The sequence below is a fragment of the Kitasatospora sp. NPDC059795 genome, assembly GCF_042732175.1.
Classification (GTDB): domain Bacteria; phylum Actinomycetota; class Actinomycetes; order Streptomycetales; family Streptomycetaceae; genus Kitasatospora.
In genome coordinates, this window is record NZ_JBHWID010000012.1 from 228428 (window position 1) to 245748 (window position 17321).

A 17321-nucleotide genomic window follows, 5' to 3' on the forward strand; every position below is an offset into this window, starting at 1 on the left:
GGGTTTCGCGGGGGTTGGGTGGGGGGCCGGCATACATGGCCGCCGCCCCCCCATACCGGGCGTCCCGGGCCGGGCGAAGCCCCCCCCCCACAGGGGTGGCAGCTTCCGCGACCCCGCGCCCGGGCGGCAGTTTTCTGCGAAGCTCTAGGGGTATGAGCGCCGACACCCCTCGTAGGATCATCGTTCTCCGCCATGCCCGGGCCGACTGGCCCAACCAGGTCGACGACCACGACCGCCCGCTGGCCGACCGCGGGCGCGGCCAGGCCACCGAGGCCGGCCGCTGGCTCGCCGACTCCGGCGTCAACCCCGACCACGTCCTGTGCTCCACCGCGCTGCGCACCCGGGAGACCTGGAAGCTGGTCGCCCACGAGCTGCCCAAGCGTCCCCGGAAGACGGTCTACGAGGACCGGGTGTACGAGGCCCAGCCCGGGCGGCTGATCGAGGTGATCCAGGAGACCCCCGAGGAGCACGCCGACCTGCTGCTGGTCGGCCACAACCCCGGCGTGCTGGGCCTGACCCAGGTGCTGGCCGGCGACGAGGGCGACGTCGAGGAGCTCAACCGGATGCGGCTCAACGGCTTCCCGCCCGCCGCGGTGGCCGTGCTCAGCCTGAACGGCCCGTGGAAGCTGGTCGAGCCCGGCGTGGCCCGGCTCGACTCGTACTTCATGCCGCAGGACTGACTTCATGCCGCAGGACTGACCCACGGGACGAAAAAAGGGGGCGGGGTCGTCGGACCCCGCCCCCTTCGTGCTGCCGTCAGTCCTCGGTGGGCGTGCCGTCCAGCTCGTCGGCCGCCTCGACCTCTTCGCGGGTGATGCCCAGCAGGTACAGCACGGTGTCCAGGAACGGCACGTTCACCGCGGTGTCGGCCTGCTGGCGGACCACCGGCTTGGCGTTGAACGCCACGCCCAGGCCCGCCGCGTTCAGCATGTCCAGATCGTTGGCGCCGTCGCCGATCGCCACCGTCTGCTCCAGCGGCACCCCGGCCTGCTCGGCGAACCGGGCCAGCCAGCGGGCCTTGCCGGCCCGGTCGACGATCTCGCCGGTGACCTTGCCGGTGAACCTGCCGTCCACCACCTCCAGGGTGTTGGCGGCCGCGAAGTCCAGGCCCAGACGCTCCACCAGGTGCTCGGTGACCTGGGTGAAACCGCCGGAGACGATCGCCACCTGGTAGCCGAGCCGCTTCAGGGTGCGGATCAGGGTCCGGGCGCCGGGGGTCAGTCGGACCTCGGAGCGGACCTTCTCGGTGACCGCCGCGTCCAGGCCCGCCAGCAGCGCCACCCGGGCGCGCAGCGACTCGGCGAAGTCCAGCTCGCCGCGCATCGCCTGCGCCGTCACCTCGGCGACCTGCTCCTCGCAGCCCGCGTGGGCGGCGAACAGCTCGATCACCTCGTCCTGGATCAGCGTGGAGTCGACGTCCATCACCACCAGGCGCTTGGCCCGCCGGTGCAGCCCCGAGCGGACCACCGCGATGTCCACCCGCTGCACGGCCGCCTCCGCCGCCAGCACCGCGCGCAGCTCCTCGGTGGGCACGCCGGAGATGGTCAGCTCCACCGCCGTCACCGGGTACTTGGCCAGGCGGAACACCCGGTCGATGTTGCCGTCGGCCTCCGAGACCCGGGCCGACAGCGCCGCCACCGCGGCCGCGGTCAGCGGGTGGCCGAGCACCGTGACGTGCGAACGCCCCTCGCGGCGCGGACGGTTGTCGCCGGTGCCGGAGATGATCTCGGCCTGCAGCCGGTGCTCCTCGGCCCAGCGGTGCACCGTCACCCGCAGCGAACCCTCCGCGCCCGGCGCGGGCGGGGGAGTGACCAGCGCGCACAGCGTTATCCGGCCACGGGTGACCACCTGCTCGATGTCGATCACCTCGACCCCGAAGTCGGCGAGCTGGGTGAACAGGCCCGCGGTGATCCCGGGGCGGTCCTTGCCGAACACCTTGACCAGCAGCGTTCGCTCGTTGTCGGTGTTCACGGGCGGCGCGGCGGAAAGGGCCTGAGCGGCCGGATCTGTTGCGTTCATGGTGCCTCCCACGCTACCCGGAGCCCCCGCGCGGGAGTCGCCCGCGTCCGCGTCGTGGGACACCCGGCGGACGCCCCGGCAGGTCCGCGAGCGGTGCCGGAGCGGTGCCGGAGCGGTGCCCGAGCGGTCACAGAACCGTGTCCCGGGTTCCGGGCACGCCGCCCCGGCTGGAATGATTCCCCCCGTCAGATGCAACATCCTGGGGGACCGGAGAGCGGGGCGGGCGGAGAGTTGCCGCAACTCGTACTAGAAATCGACGGCCGGCAGCGGGTACTCGAACCCGGCCGTGCCTACACCATCGGCCGTGACCCGGCGTCGGACTTCCCGTTCGACGACGCCAGGGTCTCCTGGCGGCACGCCACCATCGCGTTCGACGGCGCGGCCTGGCAGTTCACCGACCACGGCTCCACCAACGGCACCTTCGTGGCCGGGGCGCGGGTCCAGCACAGCGCCGTCCACCCCGGCACCGTGGTGCACCTCGGCAACGGGCAGAACGGACCCCGACTGGCGTTCACCGCGCCCGCCGGCGCGCCCGCGCCCGGCCGGCCCGAGGTGCTGCACGAGGCCGTCACCAGCCGGGCGCCCGGCCCGCAGGCGCAGCCGCCGTACCAGCAGCCGCCGTTCGGGCCCGGCCCGGCCGCCCGGCCCGGGCACCTGCCGCCGGTCGAGCAGCCGATCCCGCAGGGCTGGGACGCCCCCACCCCGCGGCCCGGCTTCCCGCAGCAGCAGGGCTTCCCGCCGCCGCAGCAGCAGCCCTTCCCGCAGCAGCAGGGCTTCCCGGCGCAGGGCGGGGCGCCCGTCGCGCAGCCGCCGTTCCCGCAACAGCAACAGCAGCAGCAGTACCAGCAGCCGCAGCCGCCCGTGCAGCAGCAGTTCCAGCCGCCGCAGCAGCCGCAGCCGTCCGCGCCGGCCGGCGGGCTCGGCAGCCCGACCATGATCCGCAGCCTGAGCGGCGGCCGGACCATCCGGATCGGCCGCGCCCTGGACAACGACATCGTCGTCTCCGACCTCCAGGTCTCCCGGCACCACGCCGAACTGCGCCAACTGCCGGACGGCCGCTGGGAGATCGTCGACCTCGGCAGCCACAACGGGATCTTCCTGAACGGCCAGCCGACCCGCCGCCAGCTGATGGGCCCGCAGGACCGGCTCACCGTCGGCCACTCCTCCTTCGTGCTGGTCGGCGACCAGTTGCAGGAGTTCGTCGACAACGGCGCCGTCACCTTCTCCGCCCACCACCTGACCGTCGAGGTCGACTTCAAGGGCGGCAAGAAGATCCTGCTCAACGACGTGTCGTTCTCCGTCCCGGAGAAGTCGCTGGTCGCCGTGATCGGCCCGTCCGGCTCCGGCAAGTCCACCCTGCTGCGCGCCCTCACCGGCTACCGGCCCGCCGACCGCGGCGACGTGCTGTACGACGGCCGCAACCTCTACCGCCAGTTCGCCGAACTGCGCTCCCGGATCGGCCTGGTGCCGCAGTCCGAGATCCTGCACAAGGAACTCACCGTCCGCACCGCCCTCAAGTACGCGGCCCGGCTGCGCTTCCCCGGCGACACCGAGGCCGCCGAGCGCGAGCGCCGGATCGACGAGGTGCTGTACGAACTGCGCCTGGACAAGCGCGCCGACAACCGCATCACCGCGCTCTCCGGCGGCCAGCAGAAGCGCGTCTCGGTGGCCCTGGAACTGCTCACCAAGCCCTCGCTGATCTTCCTGGACGAGCCGACCTCCGGCCTCGACCCGGGCATGGACCGCGAGGTCATGCAGACCCTGCGCGGCCTCGCCGACGACGGCCGCACCGTCCTGGTCGTCACCCACTCGGTGGCCGAACTCGCGCTCTGCGACCGGCTGCTGGTGATGGCGCCCGGCGGCTCGGTGGCCTACTTCGGCCCGCCCGGCGAAGCCCTGCACTTCTTCGGCTACGAGACCTGGGCCGACGTCTTCCAGGCCTTCGAGAACTACCCCGACCACGACTGGGCCGGCCGCTACCGCAATTCGGTGCACTACCAGCAGTACTCGGCCAACGTGGACGCCGCCGTCACCCAGGCCCAGCCCAACGCGCTCACCCAGCTGCGCCCGCCCAAGCCGCAGAGCTGGGGCTCCCAGCTGTGGACGCTGATCCGCCGCTACCTGTCGGTGATCGCCTCCGACCGGGGCTTCATCCTGCTGTCCCTGCTGCTGCCACTGGTGCTCGGCGCGGTCTCCGCGGTGATCCCCGACAAGTGCGGCCTGGCGCCCTGCGCCAGCAACGGCCGCAACGACGTGGCCCGCCTGATCCTGATGGTCGTCGCGTTCTCCGCCTGCCTGTCCGGCTCGGCGAACTCGGTCCGCGAGCTGATCAAGGAACGGGCGATCTACGAACGGGAACGCGCCACCGGCCTGTCCCGGACGGCGTACCTGCTGTCGAAGATCATCGTGCTGGGCGCGATCAGCTTCCTGCAGGGCGGCATCATCTCCGCCATCGCCTTCAAGGTCCGCACCCTGCCCGCCGAGGGCCTGCTGCTCAAGCACCTGCCCGCCGCCGAGATGTCGATCGGCGTGATGCTGCTCAGCTTCACCTCGATGATGGTCGGCCTGGCCATCTCCTCGCTGGTGAAGACCTCCGAGAAGACCATGCCGCTGCTGGTCATGTTCGCCATCGTGCAGATGGTGTTCACCGGCGCGATCTTCCAGCTCTTCGACAAGCCCGGCCTGGAGCAGTTCGCCTGGCTGATGCCCGCCCGCTGGGGCGTCTCCGCCAGCGGCAACACCCTCGACCTGGCGCACATCTCCCCGGTCGTGGTCGTCAAGCCCCCGGAGACCGGCCCGTACGACACCCTGTGGGACCACTCCGCCGGGATCATGTTCCTCAACTGGTTCATGATGATCGCCATCTCCGTCGGCCTGGCCTTCGCCATCCAGCGCTTCCAGAAGCGCCACGAGCCCGAGGTCATGCAGAAGGGCTGATCATCCGATCGGAACAGGGCCGCCCCGCGTGCTTGGGTTCTAGGAGTCGTTGCAACACCCCAGTTCAGGGGATGCATTGGACTTCGAGATCCGTGAGGACCGGACGGCCCAGGGGCCTGTGAAACTGAGCCGGGAGCGGGAGGCATACTCCCGGCTCATGGAGCAGGGCCTCACCAACGCGCAGGCGTGCCGGATCATCGGCATCGACAGCGGGACCGGCCGCAAGTGGCGCAACGGCCGCAGCGCGGACCGCCGGCAGAAGGCGGCGCCACCCATCGACGCGGTGGTGCCGCCTTCCGGTCCGTCCAGGTACCTGACCGAGGACGAGCGCCTCCACATCGCCGACCGTCTGCGGGAGAGGGCCACGATCCGGGCGATCGCCGCGGAGCTGGGCCGCAGCCCCTCCACGGTCAGCCGGGAGATCCACCGCAACGGGCACCCCGGCAGCGGCGCCCACCGGCCGCACGCGGCCCAGGCCCGCTCCGATGCCCGCCGGCCCCGCCCCAAGCCCCGCAAGATCCTCTCGAACCCGGAACTGCACTCGGTGGTGCGGGAGTTGCTGGACGAACGGTGGAGCCCGGAGCAGATATGCCACGCTCTGCGGACCAGGTTCCCCGACCGGCCGGAGATGCACGTCGTGCCCGAAACCGTCTATCAGGCCCTCTACGTCCAGGGCCGGGGCGAGCTCCGCCGTGAGCTCGCCGGCGCCCTGCGCTCCGGCCGGGCCCGTCGCAGGCCCCAGCGGCAGGCCAACCGTCGCCAGCCGCGCTTCGCCGACCCGATGGTCATGATCGGCGAACGCCCCGCCGAAGCCGAGGACCGGGCAGTTCCCGGACACTGGGAGGGCGACCTGATCATCGGCAAGGACAGCAAATCGGCGATCGGCACCCTGGTCGAGCGCTCGACCCGCTACGTCATGCTCCTGCACCTGCCGAACGGCCGTGCCGCAGAACACGTGCGCGACGCCCTGGTCGCCACCGCCCGGACACTCCCCGTCGAGCTGAAACGCTCGCTGACCTGGGACCAGGGCGCGGAGATGGCCGCTCACCGGGGCTTCACCCTCGCCACCGACATCCCGGTCTACTTCTGCGACCCGGGCAGCCCCTGGCAGCGCGGCTCGAACGAGAACACGAACGGCCTGCTGCGGCAGTACTTCCCCAAGGGCACCGACCTGTCCGTCCACACCCCCGAACACCTCGCCGCCGTCGCCGACCAGCTCAACCGCCGCCCACGCAAAACGCTCGACTGGGAAACCCCAGCCGAGCGTCTCGCTAAACTCATCGCGGCCTAGACAACCGACCACGTGTTGCAACGACCCCTAGAAACCGCCCACGCTCCCCGGCCCTTCGACGTAGGTCCCCCGCCCGAGGCGGCAGCCATGATCGCGGCGGTAGCGTGGCCGCATGGAGAGTCCCGGGTGCGACCCCTCGCTGGAGGGGATCGAGGCGGTCAGCGCCGCCGTACTGGCGATGAGCCGACCGCTCGAAGTGCGGGAGGTGCTGCGCCGGATCACCGCCTCCGCGCGCACCCTGCTCGGCGCCGAGTACGCCGCCCTCGGCCTGCCCGACGACCACGGCGGCTTCGCCCAGTTCGTGGTGGACGGCGTCAGCGACGAGCAGTGGCGGGCGATCGGCCCGCTGCCCCGCCAGCACGGCGTGCTCGCCTCGATGCTGCACGACCGCGAACCGACCCGGCTCAAGGACGTCCACACCGCGCCCGACTTCGGCGGCTGGCCGGAGGCGCATCCCGACATGACCGACTTCCTCGGCATGCCGATCATGGACGAGGACGAGATCGCCGGCGCCCTGTACCTGGCCAACAAGCCCGGCGGGTTCACCGAGCACGACGAGGCCCTGCTGCGGATCCTGGTCGCGCACGCCGCCCTCGCCCTCGGCAACGCCCGGCTGTACGAACGCAGCCGCGAACTCACGCTCTCCGGCGAACGCGCCCGGATCGCGCACGACCTGCACGACGCCGTCTCGCAGAAGCTCTTCTCGCTGCGCCTCACCGCCCGCGCCGCCGCCACCCTGGTCGAACGCGACCCCGCCCGGGCCCGCGACAACCTCGCCGAGGTGGCCCGGCTGGCCGCCGAGGCCGCCGACGAACTGCGCGCCGTGGTGGTCGAGTTGCGGCCCGCCGCGTTGGAGGAGGACGGCCTGGTCGCCACCCTCGCCTCGCAGATCCAGGTGCTCGACCGGGCGCACAGCGCCACCGTCCGGTTCACCGCCACCGGCGTGCGCGCGCTGCCCGCCGGGCAGGAGTCGGCGGTGCTGCGGGTCGCCCAGGAGGCGCTGCACAACGCGCTGCGGCACGCCGGGGCGAAGGCCGTCACCGTCACCCTCACCGGCACCGCCGGCCGCGGCGTGAAGCTGACCGTCGCCGACGACGGCCGCGGCTTCGACCCCGAATCGGTCCGCCGGGCCGGCCGCCACCTCGGCCTGGTGTCGATGCGCGACCGGGCCGCCGCGGTCGGCGGCCGACTGTCCCTGGAGTCCGCCCCGGGCCGGGGCACCCTGGTCGAAATGGAGGTCCCCGGTGCCTGACACCGCGTCACCGATCCGCGTCCTGCTGGTGGACGACCACCAGGTCGTCCGGCGCGGCCTGCGCACCTTCCTGGAGGTGCAGGACGACATCGAGGTCGTCGGCGAGGCCGCCGACGGCGCGGAGGCCGTCGAACAGGCCGCCGTGCTCGCCCCCGACGTGGTGCTGATGGACCTCAAGATGCCCCGGGTGGACGGCATCGAGGCGCTGCGGCTGCTGCGCGAACAGCACAACCCGGCCAAGGTGCTGATCGTCACCAGCTTCACCGAGCACCGCACCATGGTCCCCGCGCTGCGGGCCGGCGCGGCCGGCTACGTGTACAAGGACGTCGACCCGGAGGCACTGGCCGGGGCGATCCGCTCGGTGCACGCCGGGCACGTCCTGCTGCAGCCCGAACTCGCCGCCGCCCTGCTCGCCGAGGACGTCCCCGCGCCCCCGCAGGGCCGCGGCGGCAGCCTCACCGACCGCGAGCGGGAAGTCCTCTCGCACCTCGCCGACGGCCGCTCCAACCGGGAGATCGCCCGCGCGCTCCACCTGTCCGAGAAGACCGTGAAGACGCACGTGTCGAACATCCTGATGAAGCTGGACGTCGCGGACCGCACCCAGGCGGCGCTGTGGGCGGTCCGCAACCAGGGCTGAGCTCAGCCGCGCTCGTCCACGACCGCGTTGTACGCCGCGACCTGGGCCCGCCGGGCGGTGCGGTCCAGCGGGGCGAGGATCTCCCGCCGGGCCGCCATCTCGGACGCGGACACCGCCGCACCGTGGCCGCCCGCCGCGATCCCCAGCAGCGCCGACACCTGCCGGGCCGACTCCAGCACCCGCACCGCGCGCGGCGGGTAGCCGGGCGCGAGCAGCTCGTGGTGGCCGCGGCGGCGGAAGTCCTCCAGGGCGCGCAGCGTCTCCGGTCCGGCCCCGGCCACGTCCAGCCGGGTCAGCATGACGGTCGCCTGCCGCAGGCTGTCCGCGAGTTCGCGCTCCGCCTCGTCCAGCGAGGGCACGTCCGCGGGCAGCGCGTCGTTGACCGGCAGGCACTGCCACAGCACCCGCACGCCCTGGTCGCCCTCCGGGCCGTACACCTCGACCTCCGGCACCAGCCCGTACGGGACGCCCACCGCCACGACCGCCTCCCCGGCGCCCAGCGCCAGCGCGTTGAAGGCCGGCGGGCCGGTCAGCCCCAGCGGGTGCCCGGCCGCCGGCAGCGCCAGCCGCAGGCCCTTCGCGCCCAGCACGCGCAGCCGCCCCAGCGCCCAGGTGAGCCCGTGCAGCGAGTCCGGCTCCTCGCCGGGCAGCCCGGTCACCCGGTGGGCGTCGTCAGCGCCCTGAACGGCCGTCGCCGCGTCGTCGGGGGAGCTGGCACCGGCCAGCAGCGCGTTGCCCCAGGCGGTGAGTCGCCCCGAACGGGGCTCTTGGTACGGATTGTCGGCAGGAGTCGCGAGCATCGGACCAGCCTACGGACAACCGGGCGGGGCGGGTGGCGTAGGTTTGGCCTGACACAGGTTGGACCGCACCCCGAGGACCTTCGCGCAGGTTCCACGGACGGCCGGTTTCTTGCATTTGGGGAAGGCGTAGGCATGAGCGACGTGCTGGAACTGGTGGACGTTTCCGTGGTCCGGGAGGGGCGCGCACTCGTCGATCACGTGTCCTGGACGGTCAAGGAGGGCGAGCGCTGGGTGGTGCTCGGCCCCAACGGCGCGGGCAAGACGACCCTCCTCCAGATCGCCGGCGCGTACCTGTTCCCGAGCTCGGGCCAGGCCGTGGTGCTCGGTGAGAAGCTCGACCAGATCGACGTGTTCGAGCAGCGGGCCCGGATCGGTCTGGCCAGCGCCGCCATGTTCGACAAGCTGCCGGGCAACCAGACCGTGCTGGAGAGCGTGCTGACCGCCGCCTGGGGCCTGACCGTGCACGGCAAGGAGACCTACGACCAGCCCGACGAGGCCCGCGCCCTGGTGCTGCTCGACCGCCTCGGCATGGCCGGCTTCACCGACCGCAAGTTCGGCACCCTCTCCGAAGGCGAGCGCAAGCGCACCCTGATCGCCCGCGCCCTGATGACCGACCCCGAGCTGCTGCTGCTGGACGAGCCCGCCGCCGGCCTCGACCTCGGCGGCCGCGAGGACCTGGTGCGCCGCCTCGCCGCGCTCGCCCAGGACGAGTACGCGCCGTCCATGGTGATGGTCACCCACCACGTGGAGGAGATCGTCCCCGGCATGACCCACGTGCTGATGATCCGACAAGGCAAGGTCATGACCGCCGGTCCGATCGGGACCACCCTCACCGCCCGCAACCTCTCGCACTGCTTCGGCCTGCCGCTGACCCTGGAGCAGCGCGGCGACCGCTGGACCGCGCAGGGCCTGCCGCTCGGCTGACGGCCGGATCCGGACCACTGGGGAGCCGGTCGCACACCTGGCCGGTTTCCGCACCCCCAGCTGCGGGAAGCTACGCCTGAAGAGCTCGAACTTCCCTAGGATGGACGCGTGGACGGCTGGATCTGGTGGCTGCTGCTCGCAGTGGGCCTGGGCATTCCGCTGGTGGTGACCGCGATGCCCGAATTCGCCATGCTCGCGGTCGGCGCCGGCGCGGCCGCCCTGACAGCCGGGGTGGGCGGCGGCGTGGTTCCGCAGTTCCTGGTGTTCGTCGGAGTGTCGGCGGCGCTCCTGGTGTTCGTACGCCCGATCGCCTACCGCCAGTTGAAGCAGGGCCCGGGCTACCGCTCGGGCGTGGAGGCGCTGACCGGCGCCACCGCAGTGGTACAGGAAACCGTCGATGGAGGGGAGGGCGGCCGGATCAAGCTGAACGGCGAGATCTGGTCCGCCCGGGCGCTCCACCCGGGCTCGGTCTTCGAGCCCGGCCAGCAGGTCGACGTCGTCGAAATCCAGGGCGCGACCGCCCTGGTCATCTAGGGGAGAAGCGTTGGAACCCGTCCTCATCGTGCTGATCGTCCTGGTCGTGGTGGCCTTCATCGCCCTGATCAAGACGATCCAGGTGATTCCGCAGGCCAGCGCCGCGATCGTGGAGCGCTTCGGCCGTTACACCCGCACCCTCAGCGCCGGTCTGAACATCGTGGTGCCGTTCATCGACACCATCCGCAACCGGATCGACCTGCGCGAGCAGGTCGTCCCGTTCCCGCCGCAGCCGGTCATCACCTCGGACAACCTGGTCGTCAACATCGACACCGTCATCTACTACCAGGTGACCGACCCCCGGGCCGCGACCTACGAGGTCGCCAGCTACATCCAGGCCATCGAGCAGCTGACCGTCACCACCCTGCGCAACATCATCGGCTCCATGGACCTCGAATCCACCCTGACCTCCCGCGAGGTCATCAACGCCGGCCTGCGCGGCGTCCTCGACGAGGCCACCGGCCGCTGGGGCATCCGGGTCAACCGCGTCGAGCTCAAGGCCATCGAGCCGCCGACCTCCATCCAGGACTCGATGGAGAAGCAGATGCGCGCCGACCGTGACAAGCGCGCCGCGATCCTCACCGCCGAAGGCGCCCGGCAGGCCCAGATCCTGCGCGCCGAGGGTGAGAAGCAGGCCGCCGTCCTCCAGGCCGAGGGCGAGGCCCAGGCCGCGGTGCTGAAGGCCGACGGTGAGGCCGCCGCGATCCGCACCGTCTTCGAGGCCATCCACGAGGGCGACGCCGACCAGAAGCTGCTCGCCTACCAGTACCTGCAGACCCTGCCGGAGCTCGCCAAGGGCGACGCCAACAAGCTGTGGATCATCCCCAGCGAGGTCGGCGACGCGCTCAAGGGCCTCGGCGGCGCCTTCCAGGGCGCCACCGGCGGCGGCAACGGCGCGGCCCCCGTCGCCCCGCCCGTCCCCCCGGCCGCCGCCCGCGTCCCGGTCGACCCCACCAGCGCCCCGCGCCCGGTGGACACCGACAAGACCCTCCGCCCGCGGGTCGAGCCCACCCGCGAGTACCCGAAGATCGACGAGTAAGCAGCTCCGCCCCCGCAGGCCCCGCCGGAACCAACTGGCGGGGCCTGCGGCCGTGTTGGGCCCCGACCGGATCGCGGACCGGCTCTGGCCAAACGCCGCGGCCTCCGGCATGATCGACCGGCCCGACAGTAGCGATCAAAGGGGAAGCAGATGACACTGTGGGAGGCGCTCGCCGTCCTGCTCGCCGGAACCGCCGCCGGCACCATCAACGTCATCGTCGGCTCCGGCACCCTGATCACCTTCCCCGTCCTGCTCGCCGTCGGCCTGCCGCCCGTCACCGCCAACGTCTCCAACACCCTCGGCCTGGCCCCCGGCTCGCTCGCCGGCGCCATCGGCTACCGCGCCGAACTCGCCGGCCAGGGCCGCCGCCTGCTCCGCTACGGCGCCGCCTCACTGACCGGCGGACTCATCGGCGCCGCCCTGCTGATCGTGCTCCCCGGCAAGGCCTTCGACGCCATCGTCCCCGTCCTCATCCTCACCGCCCTGGTCCTCGTCGTGGTGCAACCCCGGGTCGCCCGCGCCATGGCCGCCCGCCGCGCCGCCGGCACCCTGCCGCCCGCCACCGACGGCGGCCCGCTGCTGCTGTTCCTGATCGCCCTCACCGGCGTCTACGGCGGCTACTTCGGCGCCGCCCAGGGCGTCCTGCTGCTCGCCCTGATGGGCATGCTGCTCCCCGACACCCTGCAGACCGTCAACGGCATCAAGAACGTCCTCGCGCTGATCGTCAACGGCGTCGCCGCGATCTTCTTCGTCTTCACCTCCACCGTGAACTGGACCGCCGCCCTGCTGATCGCCGTCGGCTCCACCCTCGGCGGCATGCTCGGCGCCAAGATCGGACGCCGCCTCCCGCCCGTCGCGCTGCGCATCCTGATCGTCGTGGTCGGACTCGCCGCCGTCACCAAGCTGCTCTTCCTCTGAGTCGACGTAGGCTCGGCCCCGACAGCCGACGCACCCTCCCGGACGGAGACACGCCATGAGCCGCACCCGCCTCACCGAGGACCAGATCGACGCCGCCCTCGCCGACCTCCCGCACTGGACCCGCACCGGCGAGGCCCTCACCCGCACCGCCGAGACCGCGAGCTTCCCCACCGCCATCAAGGTCGTCGACGCCGTCGCCGAACAGGCCGAAGCCCTCGACCACCACCCCGACATCGACATCCGCTGGCGCACCCTCACCTTCCTCCTCACCACCCACAGCGCGGGCGGCCTGACCGGCCTCGACTTCACCCTCGCCCACCTGATCGACCAGGCCCTCGACACCGCCTCCTGACCCACCCTCGCCACGCCCCGGCCGAAGCCCGCCCGCGAAGCGTGAGATGCTGGCGTGCCAAATCGCAGTCGGGACGGACGGAACGCATGGCTCAGGAACCCTCCACGCCCCCCGGGTACGACCAGCAGCAGCCCTGGTACCCGCAGCCGCAGCCGTCCTACGGCGACCAGCAGGCCTACGTCGAGCAGCAGGTCTACGTGGAGCAGCCGCAGCCGTCCTACGGCGACCAGCAGGCCTACGCGGAGCAGCCGCAGCAGGTCTACGGCGAGCAGCAGCAGGCGGCCTACGGCGGCTACCCGCAGCCCGGGGGACACCTGGACCCGGCCGCCCAGCAGCAGCTCTACAGCCGCCCCGACCAGGGCTACCAGCCGCAGGACTACGCCCAGGCGTACGGCCGGCAGCAGGGCCACCCCGAGGGCTGGGGCGACCAGCAGACGTACGGTCAGCAGCAGTTCTACGCGGACCAGCAGCAGGCCTACGGCTACCCGCAGGCCGACCAGCAGCTGTACGCGCCCGCCGACCCGTTCGCGCAGCCGGACATGGTGTCGCCGCTGACGCCGAACGCGTTCGAGCAGCAGCCCGCTGCCACCGAGGTCATCCCGGTCACCGCCTCCGACTACCCGCAGACCAGCGCCGCCGACCCGTTCGCACCCGGCGCCGACGGCACGTCAACCCCCCTCGCCGCCACCGCCACCGCAGACGACGCCGACCCGGCCGACCCGGTCGACAGGCCGGCGGCCGGCGGGCTGGCCGCCCGGGCCCGTGCCGCCGTCACCTCCGGGCCCGGCGCGCCCAGCAAGCGCGGGCTCATGATCCGGATAGGCGCCGGTGTCGCCGCCCTCGCCGTGCTGACCACCGCGGCCGTGCTGGCCACCTCCGACAGCGACGGCGGCGACAAGTCCGCCGGCAAGGGCGGCCAGGGCACCCCCCAGAACATCGCCGTCGCCCACACCAAGGCCTGGACCGCCGGCGACCCGGCCGCCGCCGGAGCCCAGGGCGCCGACGACACCCTGGTCGGCAGCTGGCTGCTCGCCGACGTCGTGGTCCGCGCCGACGCCACCGGCGTGCACTCCTACAACCTGGCCGACGGCAAGCCCGGCTGGACGCTCACCCCGCCCAGCAACGGCGCCGTCCCCTGCGGGCTGTCCCCGAACGTCAACTCCGCCGGCGTCGGCGCGGTCGCCTTCCGCACCTCGTCCGACCCGAACAGCGCGTGCACCGTCGCCGCCGCCGTCGACACCAAGGCCGGGAAGATCACCTGGTCCAAGACGCTGTCCGACGCCAAGGACAAGTACGTCACCCACGTCGCCGTCACCGACGACAAGGTGATCGCGGTCGGCGACGACAAGGCCTCCGCCTGGGCCGCCGGCGACGGCGCCGAGGCCTGGCAGTACACCGGCCAGGGCAAGTTCTGCAGCCTCTCCGGCAGCGCCGGCGCCACCACCGTCGTGCTGCACAGCAACTGCGCCGACTCCACCCCCGGCGACCAGGCCGTGGTCCTGAACGTCTCCGACGGCAAGGTCAAGTACTGGCGGGGGCTCAACAACCAGCCCAAGACCGTCACGGTGCTCTCCGCCGAGCCCGCCGTGGTCCTCACCACCGGCAACCAGCCCGGCGACGACCGGGTCTTCGCCTGGGGCGCGGACGGCGACCCCGGCGTCGAGATCCCGCTCGCCGTCGAGGGCGGCGGCCGCCTGGACGTCGCCCGCGGCAGCTTCGCCGCCGTCCCCGGCGTGTACTTCGAGGGCAGCACCATGTTCGCCGCGGTCGTCCCCGACGGCGGTGGCAACCCCACCGCGATCGCCGCCTACGACCTGGCCACCGGCAAGTCGAAGTGGCGCACCCCGATCGCCGAGAAGGGCAAGGCGCACCCGGCCGGCGTCGACAGCGGCGGCCTGCTGGTCGCCGTCGACGAGCGCGCCGACCAGCCCGCGCACCTCAGCCGCTTCGCGCTGGCCGGCGGCCAGGAGACCCAGGGCGGCGCGTTCCCGCTGGGCACCGGCTCGCTGCTCTCGGCCGGACGGGTCTTCACCGCCTCCGGGCACGTGGTCGCCGTCCCCGAGCACGCCGCCAACTTCGGCATCGCCACCGGCTTCAGCAGCAAGAGCTGACCGGCCGCCGGCCACCCGGCTGCCGGCCGCCGCCCGTACGACGACGGGCCCGACCTGTCCCCTGATCAGGTCGGGCCCGTCGGCCTTTACGCGCCCGCCGGCAGCCAGGCGGCGAGCTCCCCGAGCTCACCCGCCCGCAGCCCGAGCGCGAGCATCAACGTCGCCTCCGGCGTCGGTTCGAACGGCCGCCGCAGCAGCCGCATCCCGGCCTGCTCCGGCGTCCGGTCCGCCTTGCGCTGGTTGTCCTCCGCGCAGGCCGCCACGGTGTTCAGCCAGCTGTCCGCACCACCGCGGGACCGCGGCACCAGGTGGTCCACGGTGGTGGCCCGGCTCCCGCAGTACGCGCACCGGTGCTGGTCCCGCGCCAGCACACCCCGCCGCGACCACGGAGCCTGTTGTCGGAACGGCACACGCACGTATCTGGTCAGCCTGATCACCCGCGGCACCGGCACCTGCACTCCCGAGCCGCGCACCACCCGCAGCGGATGCGCCTGCTCGACGACCGCCTTGTCCTGCAGGACCAGCACCACCGCACGGCGCAGCGGCACCGTGGTCAGCGGTTCGTAGCTCGCGTTCAGGACAAGGGTGTTGCGCATGACGGGCCACCTCCGGTGCTCGCGCGCCGCCGGTCGGCGGTGGCAACCACTCTGAAGGCCCGCCCCGCCCCGAACAACGGAATTTCCGTCCCACCCACCGACCTGTCCCCGAACCCGCAGGCCGCGACCGCGTAGGCTCTACCCCGCTGAACCTGTCCAGGCGCGCGGCCCACCCGGCCGCACCGCGCCGGACCCACGACCGAAGGAGACGCGGGACCGTGACCGACATCGTCGACGAGCTCCAGTGGCGCGGGCTGATCGCCCTGTCCACTGACGAGGACGCACTGCGCAAGGCGTTCGCGGACGGCCCGGTCACGTTCTATTGCGGCTTCGACCCGACCGCGCCCAGCCTGCACCTCGGCAACCTGGTCCAGATCCTGACCATGCGCCGCATCCAGCAGGCCGGAAACCTCCCGCTGGGCCTGGTCGGCGGTGCCACCGGCCTGATCGGCGACCCCAAGCCCACCGCCGAGCGCGTCCTCAACGACCCCGAGACGGTGGCCGGCTGGGTCGAGCGCCTGCGCGGCCAGATCTCCCGCTTCCTCGACTTCGAGGGCGAGTTCGCCGCGCGCATGGTCAACAACCTGGACTGGACGTCCGGCATGTCGGCGATCAGCCTGCTGCGCGACGTCGGCAAGTACTTCCGGGTCAACAACATGATCGCCAAGGAGGCGGTGGCCCGCCGGCTCAACTCCGACGCGGGCATCAGCTACACCGAGTTCAGCTACCAGATCCTCCAGGGCATGGACTACCTGGAGCTGAACCGCCGCTACGGCTGCACCCTGCAGACCGGCGGCAGCGACCAGTGGGGCAACCTGACCGCCGGCACCGACCTGATCCGCAAGGCCGAGAGCCGCTCCGTGCACGCCCTCGCCACCCCGCTGATCACCAAGGCCGACGGCACCAAGTTCGGCAAGACCGAGTCCGGCACCGTCTGGCTCGACCCCGAACTCACCACCCCCTACGCCTTCTACCAGTTCTGGCTGAACGCGGACGACCGGGACGTCGCCAAGTTCCTGCGCATCTTCTCCTTCCGCAGCCGCGAGGAGATCGAGCAGCTGGAGCGCGACACCGCCGAACGCCCCGCCGCCCGACTCGCCCAGCGCGCCCTCGCCGAGGAGCTCACCACCCTCGTCCACGGCGCCGAGCAGTACGAGCGCGCCGTCGCCGCCTCCAAGGCGCTGTTCGGCCAGGGCGACCTCGCCGACCTCGAACCCGCCACCCTGGCCGCCGCCCTCGCCGAGGTCCCCAAGGCCACCGTCACCGAACTCGGTCAGCTCGTCGACCTCCTGGTCGAATCCGGCCTGGCCCCCAGCCGCTCCGGTGCCCGCCGCACCATCAAGGAGGGCGGCGCCTACCTGAACAACGCCAAGGTCGCCGACGAGGAGGCCGTCGCCACCACCGACGACCTGCTGCACGGCCGCTGGCTCGTCCTCCGCCGCGGAAAGCGCAACCTGGCCGCCGTCGAGCTCGCCGGCGCCTGAGCATCGAGCCGAATGGCTTGAAACACACCGCAGTTGACCTGTGGCACCCACGTCGAGGGGCCGGATCCAGCCAGATCCGGCCCCTCGATGTTTGACTCGCCGACTCTGGGCACCTAAGGTGGTCCGAGTCGCCTGAACCGGACGTGACCGGGAGGCGGCCCCCCAAACCCTGATGAGCGACTTGTTCGCGTATCCATTCGGAAGTTCGAGTGGAAATGCGGACCGAATAACTCTGATAGAGTTCGGGAGCGCCGAAAGGCAAAAGCAAATCGGATCGAATGAAACTCCGGAAAACGGAGCGGAAAACATCTGATAAGCTAGAAACACGAAAGAACGAAGCGCCCGGAGGGTCCGCAGGAATGCGGCTCGAAGGAAGCGTCCGTTCCTTGAGAACTCAACAGCGTGCCAAAAGTCAACGCCAGATATG

The 17321-nt window shown here is 72.1% G+C and carries 15 protein-coding genes; 12 read left to right on the top strand and 3 right to left on the bottom strand.

Annotated elements, in window-relative coordinates:
* The first annotated feature begins 152 nt into the window (after positions 1 to 152).
* Positions 153 to 680, top strand: a complete 528-nt coding sequence (locus tag ACFV4P_RS24570) for a SixA phosphatase family protein (protein WP_380474512.1) — start codon at positions 153 to 155, stop codon at positions 678 to 680.
* A gap of 76 nt (positions 681 to 756) precedes the next feature.
* On the opposite strand, the gene serB is transcribed toward ACFV4P_RS24570, so the two are convergent.
* Positions 757 to 2019, bottom strand: a complete 1263-nt coding sequence (serB, locus tag ACFV4P_RS24575; protein WP_380474514.1) for a phosphoserine phosphatase SerB — start codon at positions 2017 to 2019, stop codon at positions 757 to 759.
* A gap of 189 nt (positions 2020 to 2208) precedes the next feature.
* Here serB and ACFV4P_RS24580 point away from each other — a divergent pair, with 189 nt between their 5' ends.
* The 4 genes from ACFV4P_RS24580 to ACFV4P_RS24595 all read left to right on the top strand — a co-directional run bounded on the left by ACFV4P_RS24580 (position 2209) and on the right by ACFV4P_RS24595 (position 8136).
* Positions 2209 to 4956 carry an FHA domain-containing protein gene (locus tag ACFV4P_RS24580; RefSeq protein ID WP_380474516.1) on the top strand — a complete coding sequence of 916 codons (2748 nt, stop codon included), beginning with the start codon at positions 2209 to 2211 and terminating at the stop codon, positions 4954 to 4956.
* A 157-nt stretch (positions 4957 to 5113) separates the two neighbouring features.
* Complete coding sequence (locus ACFV4P_RS24585) at positions 5114 to 6247, top strand: IS30 family transposase (protein ID WP_380474518.1); 1134 nt, start codon at positions 5114 to 5116, stop codon at positions 6245 to 6247.
* Between the two features lie 112 nt (positions 6248 to 6359).
* A complete protein-coding gene (locus ACFV4P_RS24590) occupies positions 6360 to 7499 on the top strand; it encodes a GAF domain-containing sensor histidine kinase (RefSeq protein WP_073814593.1) in 1140 nt (379 codons plus the stop codon).
* Entirely contained in the window at positions 7492 to 8136 is a 645-nt protein-coding gene (locus tag ACFV4P_RS24595; RefSeq protein ID WP_380474520.1) for a response regulator, read from the top strand. The genes ACFV4P_RS24590 and ACFV4P_RS24595 overlap by 8 nt, the downstream gene beginning before the upstream one ends.
* Positions 8137 to 8138: 2 nt before the next feature.
* On the opposite strand, the gene ACFV4P_RS24600 is transcribed toward ACFV4P_RS24595, so the two are convergent.
* Positions 8139 to 8936 (bottom strand): hypothetical protein, encoded by a 798-nt coding sequence (locus ACFV4P_RS24600; RefSeq protein WP_380474522.1) that lies wholly within the window; start codon positions 8934 to 8936, stop codon positions 8139 to 8141.
* Between the two features lie 132 nt (positions 8937 to 9068).
* On the opposite strand from ACFV4P_RS24600, the gene ACFV4P_RS24605 reads away from it, so the two are divergent.
* The 6 genes from ACFV4P_RS24605 (at position 9069) to ACFV4P_RS24630 (ending at position 14814) form a co-directional block, all read left to right on the top strand.
* Positions 9069 to 9860, top strand: coding sequence for an ABC transporter ATP-binding protein (locus tag ACFV4P_RS24605; RefSeq protein WP_380474524.1), 792 nt, complete (start codon positions 9069 to 9071; stop codon positions 9858 to 9860).
* A 120-nt stretch (positions 9861 to 9980) separates the two neighbouring features.
* The gene (locus tag ACFV4P_RS24610) at positions 9981 to 10394 is read left to right on the top strand and encodes an NfeD family protein (RefSeq protein ID WP_073815092.1); all 414 of its coding nucleotides are present in this window, start codon (positions 9981 to 9983) and stop codon (positions 10392 to 10394) included.
* A 10-nt stretch (positions 10395 to 10404) separates the two neighbouring features.
* Positions 10405 to 11433: an SPFH domain-containing protein gene (locus ACFV4P_RS24615; protein WP_380474526.1), complete on the top strand. Its 1029-nt coding sequence runs from the start codon at positions 10405 to 10407 to the stop codon at positions 11431 to 11433.
* A 150-nt stretch (positions 11434 to 11583) separates the two neighbouring features.
* A complete protein-coding gene (locus ACFV4P_RS24620) occupies positions 11584 to 12351 on the top strand; it encodes a sulfite exporter TauE/SafE family protein (protein WP_380474528.1) in 768 nt (255 codons plus the stop codon).
* Between the two features lie 55 nt (positions 12352 to 12406).
* Positions 12407 to 12703 (top strand): 4a-hydroxytetrahydrobiopterin dehydratase, encoded by a 297-nt coding sequence (locus ACFV4P_RS24625; RefSeq protein ID WP_380474529.1) that lies wholly within the window; start codon positions 12407 to 12409, stop codon positions 12701 to 12703.
* Between the two features lie 86 nt (positions 12704 to 12789).
* On the top strand, positions 12790 to 14814 hold the full coding sequence (locus tag ACFV4P_RS24630) for a hypothetical protein (RefSeq protein ID WP_380474531.1): 2025 nt from the start codon (positions 12790 to 12792) through the stop codon (positions 14812 to 14814).
* Positions 14815 to 14900: 86 nt separating this feature from the next.
* On the opposite strand, the gene ACFV4P_RS24635 is transcribed toward ACFV4P_RS24630, so the two are convergent.
* Complete coding sequence (locus tag ACFV4P_RS24635; protein WP_380474533.1) at positions 14901 to 15410, bottom strand: HNH endonuclease; 510 nt, start codon at positions 15408 to 15410, stop codon at positions 14901 to 14903.
* 218 nt (positions 15411 to 15628) lie between these two features.
* Here ACFV4P_RS24635 and tyrS point away from each other — a divergent pair, with 218 nt between their 5' ends.
* On the top strand, positions 15629 to 16894 hold the full coding sequence (gene tyrS, locus ACFV4P_RS24640) for a tyrosine--tRNA ligase (RefSeq protein ID WP_380474535.1): 1266 nt from the start codon (positions 15629 to 15631) through the stop codon (positions 16892 to 16894).
* The last annotated feature ends 427 nt before the right edge of the window (positions 16895 to 17321 follow it).